Origin of the sequence: Salipiger bermudensis, assembly GCF_019801965.1 — a bacterium.
GTDB classification, from domain to species: Bacteria; Pseudomonadota; Alphaproteobacteria; order Rhodobacterales; family Rhodobacteraceae; genus Salipiger; species Salipiger bermudensis_A.
The window spans coordinates 150575-168313 of sequence record NZ_JAHVIA010000003.1; the positions used below are offsets into that span (position 1 = coordinate 150575).

21 protein-coding genes and 1 tRNA gene are annotated in these 17739 nt (G+C 67.8%); 14 read left to right on the forward strand and 8 right to left on the reverse strand.

Annotated elements, in window-relative coordinates; all coding sequences use genetic code 11:
* Positions 1-57: 57 nt before the first annotated feature.
* The 5 genes from KUV62_RS07685 (at position 58) to KUV62_RS07705 (ending at position 2397) form a co-directional block, all read left to right on the forward strand.
* Complete coding sequence (locus tag KUV62_RS07685) at positions 58-759, forward strand: M48 family metallopeptidase (protein ID WP_222603106.1); 702 nt, start codon at positions 58-60, stop codon at positions 757-759.
* Positions 760-856: 97 nt separating this feature from the next.
* Positions 857-1114, forward strand: coding sequence for a DUF6455 family protein (locus tag KUV62_RS07690; protein ID WP_222603107.1), 258 nt, complete (start codon positions 857-859; stop codon positions 1112-1114).
* A gap of 4 nt (positions 1115-1118) precedes the next feature.
* Positions 1119-1421, forward strand: a complete 303-nt coding sequence (locus KUV62_RS07695; RefSeq protein ID WP_261395453.1) for a DUF6455 family protein — start codon at positions 1119-1121, stop codon at positions 1419-1421.
* 5 nt (positions 1422-1426) lie between these two features.
* Positions 1427-1690: a DUF6455 family protein gene (locus KUV62_RS07700; protein ID WP_222603108.1), complete on the forward strand. Its 264-nt coding sequence runs from the start codon at positions 1427-1429 to the stop codon at positions 1688-1690.
* The gene (locus KUV62_RS07705) at positions 1687-2397 is read left to right on the forward strand and encodes a phosphotransferase (RefSeq protein WP_222603109.1); all 711 of its coding nucleotides are present in this window, start codon (positions 1687-1689) and stop codon (positions 2395-2397) included. The genes KUV62_RS07700 and KUV62_RS07705 overlap by 4 nt, the downstream gene beginning before the upstream one ends.
* Here the strand turns inward: KUV62_RS07705 and KUV62_RS07710 are convergent.
* On the reverse strand, positions 2363-3346 hold the full coding sequence (locus KUV62_RS07710) for a complex I NDUFA9 subunit family protein (RefSeq protein ID WP_222603110.1): 984 nt from the start codon (positions 3344-3346) through the stop codon (positions 2363-2365). The genes KUV62_RS07705 and KUV62_RS07710 overlap by 35 nt on opposite strands.
* 152 nt (positions 3347-3498) lie before the next feature.
* Here KUV62_RS07710 and KUV62_RS07715 point away from each other — a divergent pair.
* Together KUV62_RS07715 and KUV62_RS07720 are read left to right on the forward strand one after the other, a co-directional pair.
* Positions 3499-3585: transfer RNA gene (locus tag KUV62_RS07715), tRNA-Leu, on the forward strand.
* 241 nt (positions 3586-3826) lie between these two features.
* Positions 3827-4168 (forward strand): DUF2794 domain-containing protein, encoded by a 342-nt coding sequence (locus tag KUV62_RS07720; protein WP_222603111.1) that lies wholly within the window; start codon positions 3827-3829, stop codon positions 4166-4168.
* 10 nt (positions 4169-4178) lie between these two features.
* Here KUV62_RS07720 and KUV62_RS07725 read toward each other — a convergent pair whose 3' ends face one another.
* Together KUV62_RS07725 and KUV62_RS07730 are read right to left on the reverse strand one after the other, a co-directional pair.
* The gene (locus KUV62_RS07725) at positions 4179-4880 is read right to left on the reverse strand and encodes a DUF599 domain-containing protein (RefSeq protein ID WP_222603112.1); all 702 of its coding nucleotides are present in this window, start codon (positions 4878-4880) and stop codon (positions 4179-4181) included.
* Between the two features lie 3 nt (positions 4881-4883).
* Positions 4884-5294 carry a CopD family protein gene (locus KUV62_RS07730; protein ID WP_222603113.1) on the reverse strand — a complete coding sequence of 137 codons (411 nt, stop codon included), beginning with the start codon at positions 5292-5294 and terminating at the stop codon, positions 4884-4886.
* Positions 5295-5429: 135 nt separating this feature from the next.
* On the opposite strand from KUV62_RS07730, the gene KUV62_RS07735 reads away from it, so the two are divergent.
* The 7 genes from KUV62_RS07735 to KUV62_RS07765 all read left to right on the forward strand — a co-directional run bounded on the left by KUV62_RS07735 (position 5430) and on the right by KUV62_RS07765 (position 12064).
* Positions 5430-6872, forward strand: coding sequence for an FAD-linked oxidase C-terminal domain-containing protein (locus tag KUV62_RS07735; RefSeq protein WP_222603114.1), 1443 nt, complete (start codon positions 5430-5432; stop codon positions 6870-6872).
* Between the two features lie 67 nt (positions 6873-6939).
* Entirely contained in the window at positions 6940-8052 is a 1113-nt protein-coding gene (locus tag KUV62_RS07740; RefSeq protein WP_222603115.1) for an FAD-binding protein, read from the forward strand.
* A complete protein-coding gene (locus KUV62_RS07745; protein ID WP_222603116.1) occupies positions 8049-8390 on the forward strand; it encodes a hypothetical protein in 342 nt (113 codons plus the stop codon). The genes KUV62_RS07740 and KUV62_RS07745 overlap by 4 nt, the downstream gene beginning before the upstream one ends.
* A 7-nt stretch (positions 8391-8397) precedes the next feature.
* Positions 8398-9756, forward strand: coding sequence for a glycolate oxidase subunit GlcF (gene glcF, locus KUV62_RS07750; protein WP_222603117.1), 1359 nt, complete (start codon positions 8398-8400; stop codon positions 9754-9756).
* Between the two features lie 84 nt (positions 9757-9840).
* Positions 9841-10623, forward strand: a complete 783-nt coding sequence (locus tag KUV62_RS07755) for a trypsin-like serine peptidase (protein WP_410000841.1) — start codon at positions 9841-9843, stop codon at positions 10621-10623.
* A gap of 20 nt (positions 10624-10643) precedes the next feature.
* Positions 10644-11444, forward strand: a complete 801-nt coding sequence (locus tag KUV62_RS07760) for a trypsin-like serine peptidase (protein ID WP_222603118.1) — start codon at positions 10644-10646, stop codon at positions 11442-11444.
* 143 nt (positions 11445-11587) lie between these two features.
* Positions 11588-12064 carry an Hsp20 family protein gene (locus KUV62_RS07765; protein ID WP_222603119.1) on the forward strand — a complete coding sequence of 159 codons (477 nt, stop codon included), beginning with the start codon at positions 11588-11590 and terminating at the stop codon, positions 12062-12064.
* A gap of 285 nt (positions 12065-12349) precedes the next feature.
* On the opposite strand, the gene lon is transcribed toward KUV62_RS07765, so the two are convergent.
* The 5 genes from lon to KUV62_RS07790 all read right to left on the reverse strand — a co-directional run bounded on the left by lon (position 12350) and on the right by KUV62_RS07790 (position 17735).
* Positions 12350-14755, reverse strand: coding sequence for an endopeptidase La (lon, locus tag KUV62_RS07770; protein WP_222603120.1), 2406 nt, complete (start codon positions 14753-14755; stop codon positions 12350-12352).
* 297 nt (positions 14756-15052) lie between these two features.
* Positions 15053-15235, reverse strand: a complete 183-nt coding sequence (locus KUV62_RS07775) for a hypothetical protein (protein ID WP_222603121.1) — start codon at positions 15233-15235, stop codon at positions 15053-15055.
* A gap of 72 nt (positions 15236-15307) precedes the next feature.
* Positions 15308-16402 (reverse strand): alkene reductase, encoded by a 1095-nt coding sequence (locus KUV62_RS07780; protein ID WP_222603122.1) that lies wholly within the window; start codon positions 16400-16402, stop codon positions 15308-15310.
* 226 nt (positions 16403-16628) lie between these two features.
* A complete protein-coding gene (locus KUV62_RS07785) occupies positions 16629-16952 on the reverse strand; it encodes a PRC-barrel domain-containing protein (protein ID WP_222603123.1) in 324 nt (107 codons plus the stop codon).
* A gap of 171 nt (positions 16953-17123) precedes the next feature.
* Positions 17124-17735, reverse strand: coding sequence for a peptide-binding protein (locus KUV62_RS07790; protein WP_222603124.1), 612 nt, complete (start codon positions 17733-17735; stop codon positions 17124-17126).
* Positions 17736-17739: the final 4 nt, after the last annotated feature.

Below are 17739 nucleotides of genomic sequence, written 5' to 3' on the forward strand. Positions count from 1 at the left end.
GCTGCGGCCGCGCGCCACCTATGGTGATCGAAACCCTCTTGCGATCGGAGCCTGTTCTTGATCCTCCGCCTCCTGCTTCCCGCCCTTCTCCTGCCGCTCGCCGCCTGCGAGGTCGCCCCGGTCACGATGAGCCCGGAACAGGCCGCCACCCGCGCCGAGGCGGAGCGCGCCACCCGGCAATTCGTCGATGTCGCCAGCCGGATCGAGCCGATCGCCGAGTCCGAGTGCCGCCGCTCCGCGCCCCGGCTCAACTGCGATTACCTGATCGTGGTCGATGACCGTCCCGGGCAGGACGCCAACGCGTTCCAGACGCTCGACCGGCAGGGCCGCCCGATCATCGCCTTCAATCTCGCGCTCATCGCCTCGGTCGAGAATGCCGACGAGCTGGCCTTTGTCATGGGTCATGAGGCATCTCACCACATTCTCGGCCATCTGGCGCGAGTCGAAGAGGATGCCGCCATCGGCGCGATCATCTTCTCGGGCCTGGCAGAGATGTCGGGCGCCGATGCGGCCACGGTGCGCTCGGCCGAGGAGTTCGGCGCCAGCGTCGGGGCACGCAGCTTTTCCAAGGAATACGAGCTCGAGGCGGACCAGCTCGGCACGATCCTGACCATGCGCGCCGGCTATGATCCGATTCTCGGGGCGGAGTTCTTCATGCGCATCCCCGATCCGGGCGAGAAATTCCTCGGCAGCCACCCGCCCAACGCCGCCCGCATCGCCATCGTCAGACGCACGGCGGCGGCCTACGCCACCAACTGATCCCAACTCCCGGCCGTTGACATGCATCAAGGGCAGGGCTGCCCTGCGCTGCTAGGCTTGTCGCAGTCCAACTCTGCAACTTCCGGGAGATATGACGATGCCTAGCCGCACCGACTACACGCGCCATGCCCGGCTTGTCGACCATATGGCCGGCACGCTCGGTATCGACCTCGAAGAACAGATGATGCGTGGCAGGATCACCGCATCGCAGATCCACGACGCGGTGCTCAGCTGCACCGGCTGCACCCAGCCCTGCGCCTGCGACGCCTGGCTCGCCGCCCAGACCGAGACCGCCCCCGACGCCCCGAGCTATTGCCGCAACGTGGCGCTGTTCGACGCGCTGCGCGACACCTGACCCCATGAGCAAGGACAAGACCATGTTCGACACCCGGCCCAACCAGCCGCTTGGAGACACCAAGGATCATTACTGGCTCGTGCAGCGCATGGCACGGGCCAACGGAACCGATCTGGTGAGCGCCGCCGAAGAGGGCGCGCTGAGCCAGGAAGACTGGGCCGCGATGGTGCATCGCTGCCGCGCCTGCAAATGGACCGAAGGCTGCAAGCGCTGGCTGTCGCATCCGGAGACCGCGCTGCGGGAGACCCCCGAAGGCTGCGTGAACCGGCAGCATTTCGCGGCTCTACAAGCAGGAACAGAAGAGTAGAGACAATGCCACAGACGCTGGGAGATCCCGCCCGTCATTTTTGGATGACCCGCAGCGTGGCCCGGGTGATGGGCCTCAATCTGTCGGAGGCCCTGCAGACCGGGCGGCTCGAACCGGATCAATACGCCGGTATGGTGACCTGCTGCCGCGGCTGCGCGCTGGTCGAGGCCTGCGAGCGCTGGCTCGCGACCCAGACCGGCACCGCCAGCGCACCGCCACCGGGCTGCTGCAACGGCGTCTTGCTCTGTCAGCTCAAGCGGCCGCATTGAGCGCAGGCGACGCGCCGGATCCGGGCGCATGGGGGCTGCAGGGGGCATTGCAGCCACTCGGTCAGGGTGCGCGCAACACCGTGTTCCGCTGCGGCGCGCATGTGCTGAAGTCGACCGGGCATGGCGAGGCCGCCCTGCGCTGGCTCGCCCGCCCGCAAGCCGCCGCGCGCGCCGCCGGTTTCCTGGTGCCCGCGCTGCTTCCGACGCGCTCGGGTCGGCTGGCGCATCGCGGCTGGACTGCCGAGCCCTACCTGCCGGGCCCCCTTGCCAGCGCCGCGGATCTGGCCAGCCTCGCGCCCCTCATTCGCGCCTTCCACAGCCGCTGCCGAGACCTGCCCCAGCGCCCCGGTGCGCCCTCGGCGCTGTCCGCCGGGCGGCTGCTCCACCAGATGCCGCAACCGCTCGCCGCGTGCCTCGAACGATGCCTCGCACCGGTTGCGGGCATGGCAGCCGGCGCCATCCACGGCGACCTCAACGCAGGCAACGTGATCCTGACGGCGGACGGCCCCGCCCTCATCGACTGGGACGAGGCCCGGCGCGACGCGCTGTGTCTCGATCATCTCGCATTGGGTCAGCCCGGCACGCCGGCGCAGCAGCGCGCGGCACTGGCGTGGGAGATCGCCTGCTGCTGGCGCCCCGAGCCTGCGCGGGCACGCAGGCTCGCGCGCAGACTTATTCGGAGCGCAGGCCGCGCGCCGATTCCTTGATCGCGTCGTACTGCCCCGAGGGGCGGAAGCGCCACAGGTAGTCGGGCAGCACCGCCTCCAGCGAGGTCGGGGTGATTCCCAGATCCGCGAAGCCCTTGGCGCTTTCCGAGACGACATTGTCGTGACGCAGCGATTTCACCTGATCGCGGGTGATCTGCGCCGAGAACAGCCCGCCGGTCAGGCGCTGGATCCATTCGAAGGCCCAGCCCATGCCCGAGGCAATGCCGAAGGGGATGTTCACGATGAAGCGGCGGCGACGGATCACCCCCAGCATCTGGCCGATCAGGTCGCGGAAGCTCTCGGTGTCCGGCCCGCCCAGCTCGTAGATGCCCGGGGCAGCCTCGCCGGTCACCCCCTTGACCGCGGCCTGCGCCACGTCATCGACATAGACCGGCTGGAATTTCGTGTCGGCCCCGACCAGCGGCAGCACCGGCCCCATGCGGCTCATACCGGCGAAGCGGTTGAAGAACTGGTCCTCGGCGCCAAAGATCACCGACGGGCGCAGGATCACGGCGTCCGGCATGTGGCGCAGCACCGCCGCCTCGCCCTCGCCCTTGGTGCGGGCGTAATCGCTGTTGCTCTCGGCATCGGCGCCGATGGCGGAGAGCTGCACCATGCGCGCCACGCCCTGCTCGGCGGCGATCCGCGCCACGCGCTCGGCACCCTCGGCCTGGATGGCGTCGAAATTGTTCTTGCCGCGGGCATCGAAGGTGCCGACGCAGTTCACCACCGCATCCGCGCCCTGCATGACCATCCGCACCGACTCGTCGTCGCGGATGTTGCACAGCACCGGCTCGACCTGGCCGACGACGCCATAGGGCTTGACGAAGATCGCCTCGTTGGGGCGGCGCACCGCCACGCGGACCCGCCAGCCGAGCTTGGCCATGCGCCGCGCGATGTAGCGCCCCACGAACCCGGATCCGCCGTAAATCGTGACGAGTTTGCTCATTGGCCATGCTCCTGCTGCCAGGGTTTCCAGCCCTGAATACCGGCCCCGGCGGGGCCCGGCAAGGTGCGCGGCAGCGGGATGGAAAACAAACCGAAAAAACCTGCTTGACGGCGACTGGCAGGACCCTTAAACGCCCCCCTCATACCACCTGTGCCCAGGTGGCGGAATTGGTAGACGCGCTGGTTTCAGGTACCAGTGGCTTAACGGCCGTGGAGGTTCGAGTCCTCTCCTGGGCACCATTACTCCCCTTCGAGTATTGGCATAGTCGCACCTCGCCCCGAGGGGCCGATACGCTGCCGCCTTGATCCCATCGCGATCCGGCACCAGGGCGGAGCCGCCTTCGCTCGCGGTACAGGGCCACACATCCGCAGATTGAAATGCGCCGCCGCCTGCGGCTCTGCCCGCCCTCCGCACGGCAGAAACGCCGCTTTTGAACGGCGAGCCCTTGATTTGCGCCCATATCAGGCGCAGCTTTACCCCATGAACAGCCTAACGCCTTTTCCGGGGCCCGGGCGCGCGCAGGACGTCGTCGCCTTCCACCGGACCGAGTTGAACGTCATCCTCTCGCTCTACGGGCGCATGGTCGCAGCCGGCGAATGGCGCGATTACGGTATCTCGAGCCTGCGCGACGTCGCCATCTTCTCGGTGTTCCGCCGCACCGCCGAACACCCGCTCTACCGCATCGAGAAACGCCCCAAGCTGCGCAGCAAGCAGGGGCAGTACGCGGTGATCAGCATGGAAGGCCAGGTGCTCAAGCGCGGACATGACCTGCGCACCGTCTTGCGGGTGCTCGAGCGCAAGCTGATCCGCGCGGTCGACTAGCCGCGCAGCCTCAGCTCTCGGGCTCGCTCTGCAGCAGCACTTCGCGCGACTGCGAGGCGAACTCGCGGCGCAAAATCATCACCAGCGTGAAGATCGTGGTGGCGAGCAGCGCCTCCGGCCCGATCAGCCAGCCGGTCGAGGCAATGCCGAAATAGACCGCGCGCAGGCCGCGATTGTAGCTCTTCGCTGCGAAGATGTTGATCTCGGCCGCCTTGGCGGCGCGGGCATAGGCCAGGTCGCTGGGTTCGTTCGGAACCGAGCCCATCATCACCGAGCAATACCCGAAGAGCCGGTTCGACCAGACGAACTTGAGGAACGCATTGGCGGCGAAGAGCAGCGGCAGCAGCAGCTTCACCTCCCAGACGAAGACCGGCGCCACCCCGTCTGTCAGATCCCCGGCCACCCCGCGCAGCTGCTCGGTGTTGCCCAAGAGCGCGAAGATGCCGCCGATGGCGATCATCGAGGCGGAGGCGAAGAACGCGGTGCTCTGGCGCAGAGAGGCGACGATCTGCGAATCGAAGATGCGCGGCTGCCGAGTGACGAACTGGGCCATCCAGATGCGCCGGTAATTGGCCATCAGCCGCGACACCGAGGGCCGCCAGCTCGGCGGGTGCTCGACGAACCACGAGCACAGCAGCCAGCCCAGCACGAGCAGCAGCGTCCCGATCAGGTCGAGCAGGGTGAAATAGCCGAGTTGGTCGAGCCAGGGCATGGATCAGAACGGCTTGACCACGACGACCCAGAGCACGGCAATCACGCCGACCACGCTGATCTCGTTGAAGATGCGCAGGAACAGGTCGGATTCGCGGAACTCGCCGCGCTTGGCGCGGATCACCAGCTTGCCGGTCCAGACATAATGCGCCGCGAGCAGCGCCACCAGCGCCAGCTTGAGGTGGATCCACGGCGCCCAGGACCAGAACTGCGCCAGCACCAGCCCGGTGATCAGCGCGATCACCGCCAGCCCCGCCGAGAAGCGGTAGAGCCGGATGGTCAGGTCACCCAGCGGGCCGAACTCGCCCAGCCGGTCGTATTCGCGCTTCCAGTAGATCAGCGCGCGCGGCACCGCGAAGATGGAGGTCATCCAGCCCATCACGCAGAGAAGATGTATGATCTTTACCCAGTCCATGCCCCAGTCATGCTACCGTTTGCGCGGCGAAGGCAAGATGCAGCGGGGGCCTGATCAGGGCGCGTGGGAAAATGTCTGGCGCGTGCGCGGCAAATTGGTTATATCACTTTACCAATTCCAAGGGAGGACCCTCAGATGCAGATGCCCGAGCCCGATGCCAGGGTGCTGACCCGCAAGGCCGAGATCGTTGCCCGCCTGCGCGAGGTGCTGCCCGCCGATGCGGTGATCGACGACGAGGCCGAGACCCGCGCCTACGAGTGCGACGCGCTCACCGCCTATCGCTGCCCGCCGCTCTGCGCCGTGCTGCCGAGCACGACCGAGGAGGTCTCGGCGGTTCTGAAGATCTGTCACGAGGAGGGCGTTCCGGTGGTGCCGCGCGGCTCGGGGACCTCGCTTGCCGGTGGCGCGCTGCCGACGGCGGATTCGGTGATCCTGGGCGTGGCGCGGATGAACGAAGTGCTCGAGACCGATTACGACAACCGCTTCATCCGGGTGCAAACCGGGCGCACCAATCTCAGCGTCACCGGTGCCGTCGAGGAAGAGGATTTCTTCTACGCCCCCGACCCCTCGTCGCAGCTCGCCTGCGCCATCGCCGGCAATATCGCGATGAACTCGGGCGGGGCGCACTGCCTGAAATACGGCGTCACCACCAACAACCTGCTCGGCGTCACCATGGTCCTGATGGACGGCACGGTGATCGAGCTCGGCGGCGCGCATCTCGACCCCGGCGGGCTTGACCTGCTGGGGCTGGTCTGCGGATCGGAAGGCCAGCTTGGCGTGGTGACGGAAGCCACGCTGCGCATCCTGCGCAAGCCCGAGGGCGCGCGCCCGGTGCTGATCGCGTTCAACTCCAACGAGGTGGCGGGGGAGTGCGTCTCGGACATCATCAAGGCCGGCGTGCTGCCGGTGGCGATCGAGTTCATGGACCGGCCCTGCATCGTCGCCTGCGAGGCCTTTGCCAAAGCGGGCTATCCCGATTGCGAGGCGCTGCTGATCGTCGAGGTCGAGGGCTCGGAAGCGGAGATCGCCGAGCAGCTCGGGCTGATCACCCAGATCGCCCGCCGTCATGACCCTGTGGAGCTGCGCGAGGCGCGCGATGCCGACGAGGCCGGCCGCATCTGGCTTGGCCGCAAGAGCGCCTTCGGGGCGATGGGTCAGATCAACGATTACATGTGCCTCGACGGCACCATCCCGGTGTCGTCCCTGCCGCTGGTGCTGCGCCGGATCGGCGAGCTGTCGCGCGAGGTCGGGCTCGAGGTCGCCAACGTGTTCCACGCCGGCGACGGCAACATGCACCCGCTGATCCTGTTCAACGCCAACCAGCCCGGCGAGCTGGAGAAATGCGAGGCGCTGGGGGCGGAGATCCTCAAGCTCTGCGTCGAGGTCGGTGGCTGCCTGACCGGCGAGCACGGGGTGGGCATCGAGAAGCGCGACCTGATGGACGTGCAGTATGCGCCGGCCGATCTCGAAGCGCAGATGGCGGTGAAGGACGTGTTCGACCCGAACTGGCTGCTGAACCCGGCCAAGGTTTTCCCGCTGCACGTGTCGGAGACGCGGCGCGCGGTGGCGGCCGAGTAGGGGGCGCTGCCCCCGTCCGCGCGGGGCGCGCGGACTCCCCCGAGGTATTTTCGAACCAGAGAAGCACATGAGACCTGAGACAGAGACCGAGCTGGCCGAGATGATCAGAGCCGCGAGCGGCCCGCTGAGGGTGCGCGGCGGCGGCACCCGCGCCATCGGGAAGAGCGCCGGGAAGGTGCTGGAGACCGGCGCGCTCTCGGGCATCGTGCTGCACGAGCCGGGCGCGCTGACGCTGGTGGCGAAGGCGGGCACGCCGGTGGCCGAGATCGAGGCGGCGCTGGAGGCCGAGGGCCAACGGCTGGCCTTCGAGCCGATGGATCATCGCGGACTCTTGGGCACCGAAGGCGCCCCGACCATCGGCGGCGTGGCGGCGGCGAATGTCTCGGGGCCGCGCCGGGTGCAGGCCGGGGCCTGCCGGGATTTCATGCTGGGCCTGCGCTTCGTCGATGGCGCCGGCCGGGTGGTGAGCAATGGCGGCCGGGTGATGAAGAACGTCACCGGCTATGACCTCGTCAAGCTGATGGCGGGGAGCTGGGGCACGCTGGGCGTGATGACCGAGATCGCCTTCAAGGTGCTGCCGAAACCGGCGGCGACGGCGACATTGGTGATGGCCGGGCTGAGCCCGGAGGAGGCGGTGCCGGCGCTGTCGCAGGCGCTTGGCTCGCCCTTCGACGTCAGCGGCGCGGCGCATCTGCCCGAGGGGCCCGGGGGCGGGCCGCTGACGCTGGTGCGGATCGAGGGCTTTGCCGACTCGGTGGCCTACCGCGCCGGGCGGCTCTCGGAGCTTTTCGCCCGCCACCAGCCACAGGTCGAGACCGATGCGGCGCGCTCTGCCGCGCTGTGGAAAGCGGTGCGCGACGTGGAGGCGTTTCACGGGAAACCGGGCGATGTCTGGCGGATCTCCTGCACGCCGTCGGAGGCGCCCGCGCTTGCGGCGCGGCTGGGCGCGGAGGCGCTGGTCTTCGACTGGGGCGGCGGGCTGATCTGGGCGCTGCTGCCCGCGGGCAGCGACGCGCGCAGCCTGCTCGGCGCCGGCTTCCGCGGCCATGCCACGGCGGTGCGCGGCGGGGGCGATGTCCCGACCTTCCAGCCCGAGCCGGCGCCGGTGGCGGCGCTGAGCGCCGGACTCCGGGCGCGCTTCGACCCCAGGGGCCTTCTGAACCCCGGGCTGATGGCATGAGCCCTTCCGCCTTCATCGCCTTCGCGCTGTGCTTCGTGGCGGGGCCGCTGCTCTTCGCGCTGCTGTTGCGGCTTGGCGGTGGCCTGACGGCGCTGCTTGCGCTCGCGCTGGCGGTGGTGGCGAGCGCGCTCCTCGCGCTGGTGCTGCAGCCCGTCGCACCGGCCCCATCGCTGGTGCGGATGTGGCTTGGCTGGGTGTTGGCGGTGACGATGGTGGCGCTAGCCCTGCGCCGCCAGCTGACCGCCGCCGCCCCGCGCCGCGCCATCGCGATCCTCGGCCTCTGCGCCACTCCCCTTCCCTGGTTCGGGCTCGCCACCGCCCGGATGATGACCTCCTGAGAGCCCCATGCAGACCCATTTCACCGACCAGCAGCTTCAAGACCCCGGCACCGAGCGCGCCAACGAGATCCTGCGCGCCTGCGTGCATTGCGGCTTCTGCACCGCCACCTGCCCGACCTACCAGGTGCTGGGTGACGAGCTCGACAGCCCGCGCGGCCGGATCTACCTGATCAAGGACATGCTCGAGAACGAGCGGGTGCCCGACGAGAAGACCGTCAAACATATCGACCGCTGCCTGAGCTGCCTCGCCTGCATGACCACCTGCCCGTCGGGGGTGCATTACATGCACCTCGTCGATCATGCCCGCGCCTATATCGAGCAGAACTACAAACGCCCGTGGAGCGACCGCGCGCTGCGCTGGCTGCTGGCGCGGATCATCCCCTACCCGACCCGCTTCCGCGCCGCCCTCCTGGGCGCCAAGATCGGCCGGCCTTTCGCGCGGCTGATGCCTGACCCGCGCCTGCGCGCCATGCTCGAGATGGCGCCGAAGGTCATCCCGCCGGTCAGCCGCAATGACGACCCGCAGAGCTTTGCCCCCAAGGCGCCACGCCGCAAGCGGGTCGCGCTGATGACCGGCTGCGCCCAGAAGGCGCTCAACACCGATATCAACGATGCCACCATCCGGCTGCTGACCCGGCTGGGCTGCGAGGTGGTGGTGGCCAAGGGGGCCGGCTGCTGCGGCGCGCTGACCCATCACATGGGGCGCGAGGATGAGAGCCACGGCTCGGCGGCGCGCAACATCCGCGCCTGGTGCGCCGAGTTGGAGCGCGACGGGCTCGATGCCATCGTCATCAACACCTCGGGCTGCGGCACCACGGTGAAGGATTACGGCCACATGTTCCGCACCGATCCCGCGCTCGCGGCGGATGCCGCGCGGGTCTCCGAGCTGGCCTGTGACATCTCCGAGCTGCTGTCCGAGCTGATGCCGGAGGCCGAGGTCACCTCGCGCAACCTCGCCAAGGCCGAGATCGCCGGCACCGACATGGCCGAGGCACCCGGCGCCGAGGGCAGCGGGCCGATCCGGGTCGCCTATCACGCCGCCTGCTCGCTGCAGCACGGCCAGAAGATCAAGACCCACCCCAAGGCGCTTCTGAAGGGCGCCGGCTTCGAGGTGGTCGAGCCCGCCGACAGCCACCTCTGCTGCGGCAGCGCCGGCACCTACAACCTCCTGCAGCCCGAGATCTCGGGCCAGCTCAAGGCGCGCAAGGTGCGCACGCTCGAGGCCAAGCAGCCCGACATCATCGCCGCCGGCAATATCGGCTGCATGATGCAGATCGGATCCGGCACCGAAGTGCCGGTGGTGCACACCGTGGAGCTGCTCGACTGGGCCACCGGCGGGCCGAAGCCGAGGTCATTGGCGGAGTGATGCCGACGCGAGTGCCGGACCCGGTTGCGCCCAATTTTTGACAAAGACCGTCTATACTTCCCGAAACTGTAAGAAGGGGAAGTATTGGTGCGCGCATTTCTGGCGATCCTCACGATTTGCCTCTGTGGCCCGGTCTGGGCGGATGGCAGCCTGTTCTCGATGCAAAGCCGTCAGGATGGTCGGCCGTGGGAGGCGGTGGGGCGTCTCGAACTGGCCGGCAAGGCGTTCTGCACCGGCGCGCTGATCGCCCCCGATCTCGTCCTCACCGCCGCGCATTGCCTCTTCGACGTCGAGACCGGCGCCAAGATTCCCGCGGACCGGATCCAGTTTCTCGCCGGATGGCGCAGCGGGCGGGCCGCGGCCTATCGCCGGGTGCGCCGGACGATGGCGCATCCCGACTACGATTTCACCGCGCCCAGGGATGGTGACCGGGTCGGCACCGACATCGCACTGATCCAGCTGCAGCTTCCGATCCGCAACACCACCATCCGCCCCTTCCCCACCGGTCCGCATCCCGCGGTCGGCAGCGAGGTGAGCGTGGTCTCCTACGCGCATGACCGCTCCGAGGCGCCCTCCCTTCAGGGGCTCTGCGGCGTGCTCGATCGGCAGAGCCGAATGATGGTGCTGTCCTGCGAGGTCGATTTCGGCGCCTCCGGGTCGCCGGTCTTCTCCGGCCCCGAAGACGCGCCGGTGATCGTTTCGGTGATCTCGGCCAAAGCGCAGGCCGATGGCCGCCCGGTGGCGCTCGGGGCCGAGATCGGCAGCGCGCTGCAGGAGCTACGCGCTGCAATCGAGACTGACACTGTACGCCAGACAGTCAACGCCGGGATGCGGCGGGAAACGGGTGCAAAATTTATAACGCCCTGAGATATCTCGCCGCCGTCGGCATGGCACTTGCCAGCCTGAGCTCGGCCGCCGAGGCGCAGAGCCGCACGGCCTTCGACGTGATGGAGAGCCGCGGCGACATGCTCGGCTGGGAGGCGGTCGGACGGCTCGACCTGCCCGGCGGCTTCTGCACCGGCGCGCTGATCGCCCGCGATCTCGTGCTGACCGCGGCGCATTGCGTCTACGACTCGGCAACCCGGCAGCCCCTGCCGGCCCGCGGCATGGTGTTCCGCGCCGGCTATCACCACGGCAGCGCCATCACCGAACGCCGGGTGCTGCGCTGGACGGTCCCCGACCGCTACAGCGCCGAGCTGGCCGCCGGACAGGCAATGACCTCCGAGATCGCGGTGGCCACCGACGTGGCGCTGCTCAAGCTCGAGGCCCCGGTCTCGAGCGCCGAGGCCGATCCGTTCCGGGTGCACGAGACCCCATCCCCCGGCACCCGGGTCAGCGTCGTCTCCTATGGCCGCGGCCGCGAGGAGGTGCTCTCCCGCCAGCCCGATTGCGAGATCACCCAGCGCTACCGCGCCGACATCCTCGGCTTCGACTGCGACGTGACCTTCGGCTCCTCCGGCGCGCCGGTCTTCGTGCGTGAGAACGACCGGCTGCGCATCCTGTCGGTGGTGTCGTCCGGCAACGAAAGCGGGGAGGCCTACGGGCCGAGCCTGCCAAGCCTCTTGCGCGAGCTGTCGCAGCGGCTCAACCATGAGGATGCCCGCCCGAAGGTGACCACCGGGGCACGCCGCATCACCGTCGGCGGCAGCAACCGCGATGGCATCGGCGCGCGCTTCGTGAAGCCCTGACGCCGAGGTCTTGAAAGCCCGAATCCGCCTCCCCAACTAAGGGGTATCCGGGGTGCCTGTTGCAGGGCCCCGGACCGTTCAAGCCGCCTGTCCCATGCCGGGAAGGCGCATCACATATGGTATCGCTCAATGGAGGATGACCCATGCGTCACTTTGATTTCGCACCGCTTTACCGCGCAACCGTCGGTTTTGACCAGATTGCCGACCTTATGGACCGGGCGCTGACCAGCGACGTCGCGCAGCCGACCTATCCGCCCTACAACATCGAGAAGACCGCTGCAGATGCCTACCGCATCTCGATCGCCGTCGCCGGCTTCTCGGATGACGACCTGTCGGTCGAGGTGAAGGAGCATCAGCTCGTCGTGTCGGCCCGCAAGGCAGAGGAGGACGAAGCCCGCACCTACCTGCACCGCGGCATCGCCACCCGCGCCTTCGAGCGCCGCTTCACCCTCGCCGACCACGTGCGCGTGACCGGCGCGGTGCACGAGAACGGCATGCTGCATATCGACCTCAAGCGCGAGATCCCCGAGGCGCTGAAACCGCGCCGCATCCAGATCGCCCGCGCCTCCGAGACCCCGGCGCTGGAGAAGGACGTGGTCGACAGCACATCGGTCAACTGATCGTCCGCTGACAGAGGTTGCAAGGCCCCGGCATCCGCCGGGGCCTTTTCGTATGTGCACGAGCGCGGCCCCTCGCGATGACCCATCGCCGGAGCGCCGGGCCCGCCCCCCTCAGGCCGACCGATCACGCCTCTTTCACGCCAGCCCCCAGCCCTCCCGAAAGAAGCCGCGTCCCGCTTGCAGTTCCGGAACGGAAGAAGGCTCCCGTCCCGCTTGAAGGCCGGAAACGAAAGAAGGCGCCGCAATCGCTTGCGGCGCCTTCCCTATGCTTGCTCTGGAACAGCCTCAGTGCGCGGTGGCACCGGCGGCAGTGTCCTCGCCCTTGGCCAGGGCCGCGGCAGCCTCCTCGGCCTCCTCGTCCCACTCGATGGGCTCGGGCTTGCCGATCAGCGCGATCTCGAGAACCTCCGACACGTGCTTGACGGGGATGATCTCCAGCCCTTCCTTCACGTTGTCGGGCAGCTCGGCCAGATCCTTCTCGTTCTCTTCAGGGATGAGAACGGTCTTGATCCCGCCGCGCAGCGCCGCGAGCAGCTTCTCCTTCAGGCCACCGATGGCCGAGGCATTGCCGCGCAGGGTGACCTCGCCGGTCATGGCGATGTCCTTGCGCACCGGCAGCCCGGTCAGCACCGAGACGATCGCGGTCACCATGGCCAGACCCGCCGAGGGGCCGTCCTTCGGCGTCGCGCCATCGGGCACGTGAACGTGGATGTCCCACTTGTCGAAGCGCGGCGGCTTGACCCCGATCTGCGGCGCGATGGAGCGCACGTAGGAGGACGCGGCCTCGATGCTCTCCTTCATCACGTCGCCGAGCTTGCCGGTGGTCTTCATGCGGCCCTTGCCGGGCAGCTTCAGCGCCTCGATGTGCAGCAGGTCGCCGCCCACGGAGGTGTAGGCAAGCCCCGTCACCACGCCGACCTGGCTCTCATCTTCCGCCAGACCGTAGCGATACTTCCGAACGCCGAGGAAATCGTCGAGGTTCTCCGGCGTCACCGTGACCTCTTCGGCTTCCTTCTTGACGATCTTCGTCACCGCCTTGCGGGCCAGGCGCGCGATCTCGCGCTCGAGGTTCCGCACACCCGCCTCGCGGGTGTAGTAGCGGATGATGTCGGTCAGCGCCTCGTCGGTGAGGGTGAACTCGCCCTTCTTCAGCCCGTGCGCCTTGATCTGCTTGCCCAGCAGGTGGCGCTTGGCAATCTCGGCCTTCTCGTCCTCGGTGTAGCCCGAGAGCGGGATGATCTCCATGCGGTCGAGCAGCGGCCCGGGCATGTTGTAGGAGTTCGACGTGGTGACGAACATCACGTTCGACAGGTCGTACTCCACCTCGAGATAGTGGTCGACGAAGGTGCCGTTCTGCTCCGGATCAAGCACTTCCAGCATCGCCGAGGCCGGGTCGCCACGGAAGTCCTGGCCCATCTTGTCGATCTCGTCGAGCAGGATGAGAGGGTTCGTGGTCTTGGCCTTCTTCAGCGCCTGGATGATCTTGCCCGGCATCGAGCCGATATAGGTCCGGCGGTGACCGCGGATCTCGGACTCGTCACGCACGCCACCCAGCGAGATGCGGATGAACTCGCGCCCGGTGGCCTTCGCCATCGACTTGCCGAGCGAGGTCTTGCCGACACCCGGCGGGCCGACGAGGCAGAGGATCGGGCCCTTGAGCTTCTGGCTGCGCGCCTGAACCGCGAGATACTCGACGATGCGCTCCTTGACCTTCTCGAGGCTGTAATGATCGTGATCGAGCACGTCCTGCGCCCGGCCGAGATCCTTCTTCACGCGCGACTTGGTGCCCCACGGGATCGACAGCATCCAGTCGAGATAGTTGCGCACCACCGTGGCCTCGGCCGACATGGGCGACATGTTGCGCAGCTTCTTGAGCTCTGCATCGGCCTTCTCGCGTGCCTCTTTCGAGAGCTTGGTGGCCTCGATGCGCTCCGCCAGCTCGTTGACCTCGTTCTGGCCATCCTCGCCATCGCCGAGCTCCTTCTGAATGGCCTTCATCTGCTCATTCAGATAGTACTCGCGCTGGGTCTTCTCCATCTGGCTCTTGACGCGGGTCTTGATCTTCTTCTCGACCTGCAGAACCGACAGCTCGCCCTGCATCAGGCCATAGACCTTCTCCAGCCGCTCGCTGATCGGCAGCGTCTCCAGAAGCTCCTGCTTCTGCTCCACCTCGATGCCGAGATGGCCCGCGACGAGGTCGGCGAGCTTGGCCGGCTCGGTGGTCTCGGAGACCGCCGAAAGCGCCTCTTCGGGGATGTTCTTCTTGACCTTGGCGTAGCGCTCGAACTCTTCACCGACGGTGCGCACCAGCGCCTGGATGGCGGCGGGATCGCCGGGCATCTCGGCCACGTGCTCGGCCTTGGCCTCGAAGAACTCGTCGTTCTCGAGATATTCGGTGATCTTCACGCGGGATTGCCCCTCGACCAGCACCTTCACGGTGCCGTCGGGCAGCTTCAGGAGCTGCAGGACGTTGGCCAGCACACCAGCGCGGTAGATGCCATCGCTGCTGGGATCGTCGACCGCGGGGTCGACCTGGGCGGCAAGCAGAATCTGCTTGTCGTCGGCCATGACCTCCTCGAGCGCCTTCACCGACTTCTCGCGCCCAACGAAAAGCGGCACGATCATGTGCGGGAACACGACGATGTCGCGAAGCGGCAGCACGGGATAGGAGGAATTGAGAGGCTGTTGCATAAGCATTCCTTCGTCTTGGCAGGATGGCCCGGCCCCGGTTCTCCGGCGGCTCCCGCCATCCCCTGTCTCGGAAATTAAGGTGGGGTCACGCCCTGCGGAAATCAACCGCGCCTCGCTCCGGTCACGGCAGCATGAACAAGCGCGGCAAGCGCCGCAAGACGACTTTTGCAGGATTGCACCGAAAACACCGCCGGACAGGCGGATCGCCGCGTCACGGGGCGCGGAGGATGTGATCGGCGCATGGCGTTGCGGAAAGGGTGCGGATGCGGCCCTGATCGGTCGCATCCGCCGGTGGGCTCAGCCCTTGTCCTCGGTCTTGTCCTCGGCCTTGGACTGGGCGGCTTTCATCCGCGCCAGCAGCTCGGCCTTGCTGGCCGCTTTGCCGGCGGTGCTGGACTTGCCCTTGGGCGCATCCTTGTGGCGGTCGTAGCGCGGGGCGTTGCTGCCCGGGCGCGCGCCGCCCGATTTCGAGTAATCCATGATCCGGCTCCTTGCCGCGAGTGCAGGCCCCGCTATTGCCGCAAGGCGGGGGCCCACACAAGCATAACCGGATCAGGCGGCCTCGTCTTCCAGCGTCGGATAGTCGATCAGCCCCTCGGCGCCGCCACCGTAGAAGGTGCTCTGGTCGCCCGCGTTGAGCGGCGCGTCGCGGCGCAGACGGTCGACGAGATCCGGGTTCGCGATGAACGGACGACCAAAGGCCACCAGCTCGGCGTCGCCGTTTTCGACGGTCTTCAGCGCCAGTTCGCGGTCATAGCCGTTGTTGGCCATGTAGGCGCCATCGAAGAGCTTGCGCAGGGCGGCGATGCTCTGGCCTTCCTCGAGTTCGCGCGAACCGCCGGTGGCGCCTTCGACCATGTGCAGATAGGCGAGGCCATAGGCGTTGAGCTTCGGCACCACGTATTCGAAATCCGCCTGCGGGTCGGCGTCGTCGATGCCGTTGGCCGGCGAGAAGGGCGACAGGCGCAGTCCGGTGCGGTCGCCGCCGATCTCGTCGGTCACCGCGTCGAGCACCTCGAAGAGGAAGCGTGCCCGGTTCTCGATCGAGCCGCCATAGGCGTCATCGCGCTGGTTGGCCCCGGTCTTGAGGAACTGGTCGATCAGGTAGCCATTGGCGCCGTGCACCTCGACCCCGTCGAAACCCGCCTTGATCGCGAAGGCGGCGGCCTTGCGATAATCCTCGACCGTCGCCTTGATCTCGGCCTCGGTCAGCGCGCGCGGCTCGGAGGTATCCTCGAAGCCGTTTTGGGTGAAGGTCTGGACGCCTGCGGAAATCGCCGAGGGCGCCACGGGGGCCTGCCCGCCGGGCTGCAGCGACGTGTGCGAGATCCGGCCCACGTGCCAGAGCTGCACGACGATCCTGCCGCCATCCTCGTGCACCGCGTCGGTCACGCGCTTCCACGCCGCGGCCTGCGCCTCGGTGTGGATGCCGGGCGTCTGGATATAGCCCTTGCCGGCGGGCGAGATCTGCGTCGCCTCGGTGATGATCAGGCCGGCGCTGGCGCGCTGGCGGTAATACTCGACGTGCAGATCGTTGACGGTGCCGTCTACGTCATCGGCACGGTTGCGGGTCAGCGGGGCCATCACGATGCGGTTGCTCATCTCGATGGCGCCGGCGGTATACTTGCTGAACAGGGCTTCGGTCATGGTCATGTCCTTTCGCGCTCGGGCCGGGAAGCGGCCCTCCCTTGGTTCGGAGGCAGGACATAGGTGCGATCCGCGCCGCGACAATGCCGCGAGCTGTTGGCCAGCGCACATAACGCGATCACGAGTGCATGATCATTCGCAATCTGCACAACGCGCAGCCATCGACCGCAAAACGGCGCGCCCTTGAGAGGCGCGCCGCAAAGTCAGGCTGTCCTGCCGGTGAGGCTCAGTCGTCCCACTTGGGGAGTTCGGAGAGCTCCTCGGCGGTCATCAGCGTGCTGTAATTGCCGCTGTCGAAGGTGAGATCGTCGAGCGAGACGACGATGTCCTCGTCGCCGATGTCGAGAAAGCCACCCGCTTCGACCACGGCCGCGACCGGGATGCCGGTGACGTCGACGAGGATTTCCTCGACCTCGCCGATCTTGCTGCCATCGGGGCCAAGCACGTCCGCGTCATCGACGCTGTAAAGCGAGGACATGTCGACGCTCTGCGCGGCGGCGGCGCCGGTCATGAGGATCAACGAGAGGGCGGGGAGAGTGATGTGACGCATGGTGCCTCCTATTTGGCGTGTCTTCACTCTCCCAATGCCGGCGGCCCCGCCCGGGTTCCGCGATCGGCCGCACTCTTCGCTGCGGTCACGGCGGCGCGAAGCCCCCATCGGCGCCGCCTCGGCCACGCATGCCCTGCAGCCAGCGCTGCATCACGGCGCGGGCGCTCGGCGTCAGTTCGGCGTGAGCGTGCAGCAGCCGGTGACCGCCCGGCTGATCTTGCCGGTCAGGATCAGCGTCGCGTCGAGCCCGTAGAGCCGGTCGGACATGCCGTCGCTGCAGGCCGCATCCGGGGTCATGACGAGGATCGCCTGAAGATCGGGCGCCGCGGCCACGGAGACGAAGGGGTGCAGGCCCGCCTCCACCCGCCGGGTCTCGCCGGCGAGAAGATCGAGCGGGTCTTCGCCCAGCGCCGAGAAGGTCGCGACCTTGTCGGATTCGACCCGGTAGCTCCAGAACGGCTCGTTGCCGAAGCAGCCCACCTCGGCGGCGTCGGGCATGGCGCTGCCGGGCTGCATGGCGAGGAAGGAGAGCGAGGCCCAGCCGCTGCCCTCGCCGGTGTTGAGCCGGCCCCAGGTGCCGGCCTCGTTGATGGCGGTGATCTCGATATCGGTGGCGTCGGGCGCCAGCGTGCCGATCTGCGCGGCGCCGGGCTCGGGGGCGGCACGGATGTTGAGCTGGTCATCGCCGGCCACGCCGGTCACGTCATAAAGCGCGGGCGCGTCCTGTGCGGCGCTCGCCCCCGCAAGACAGGTGGCCAAGCAAAACAGTGCATATCTGAACATCGGT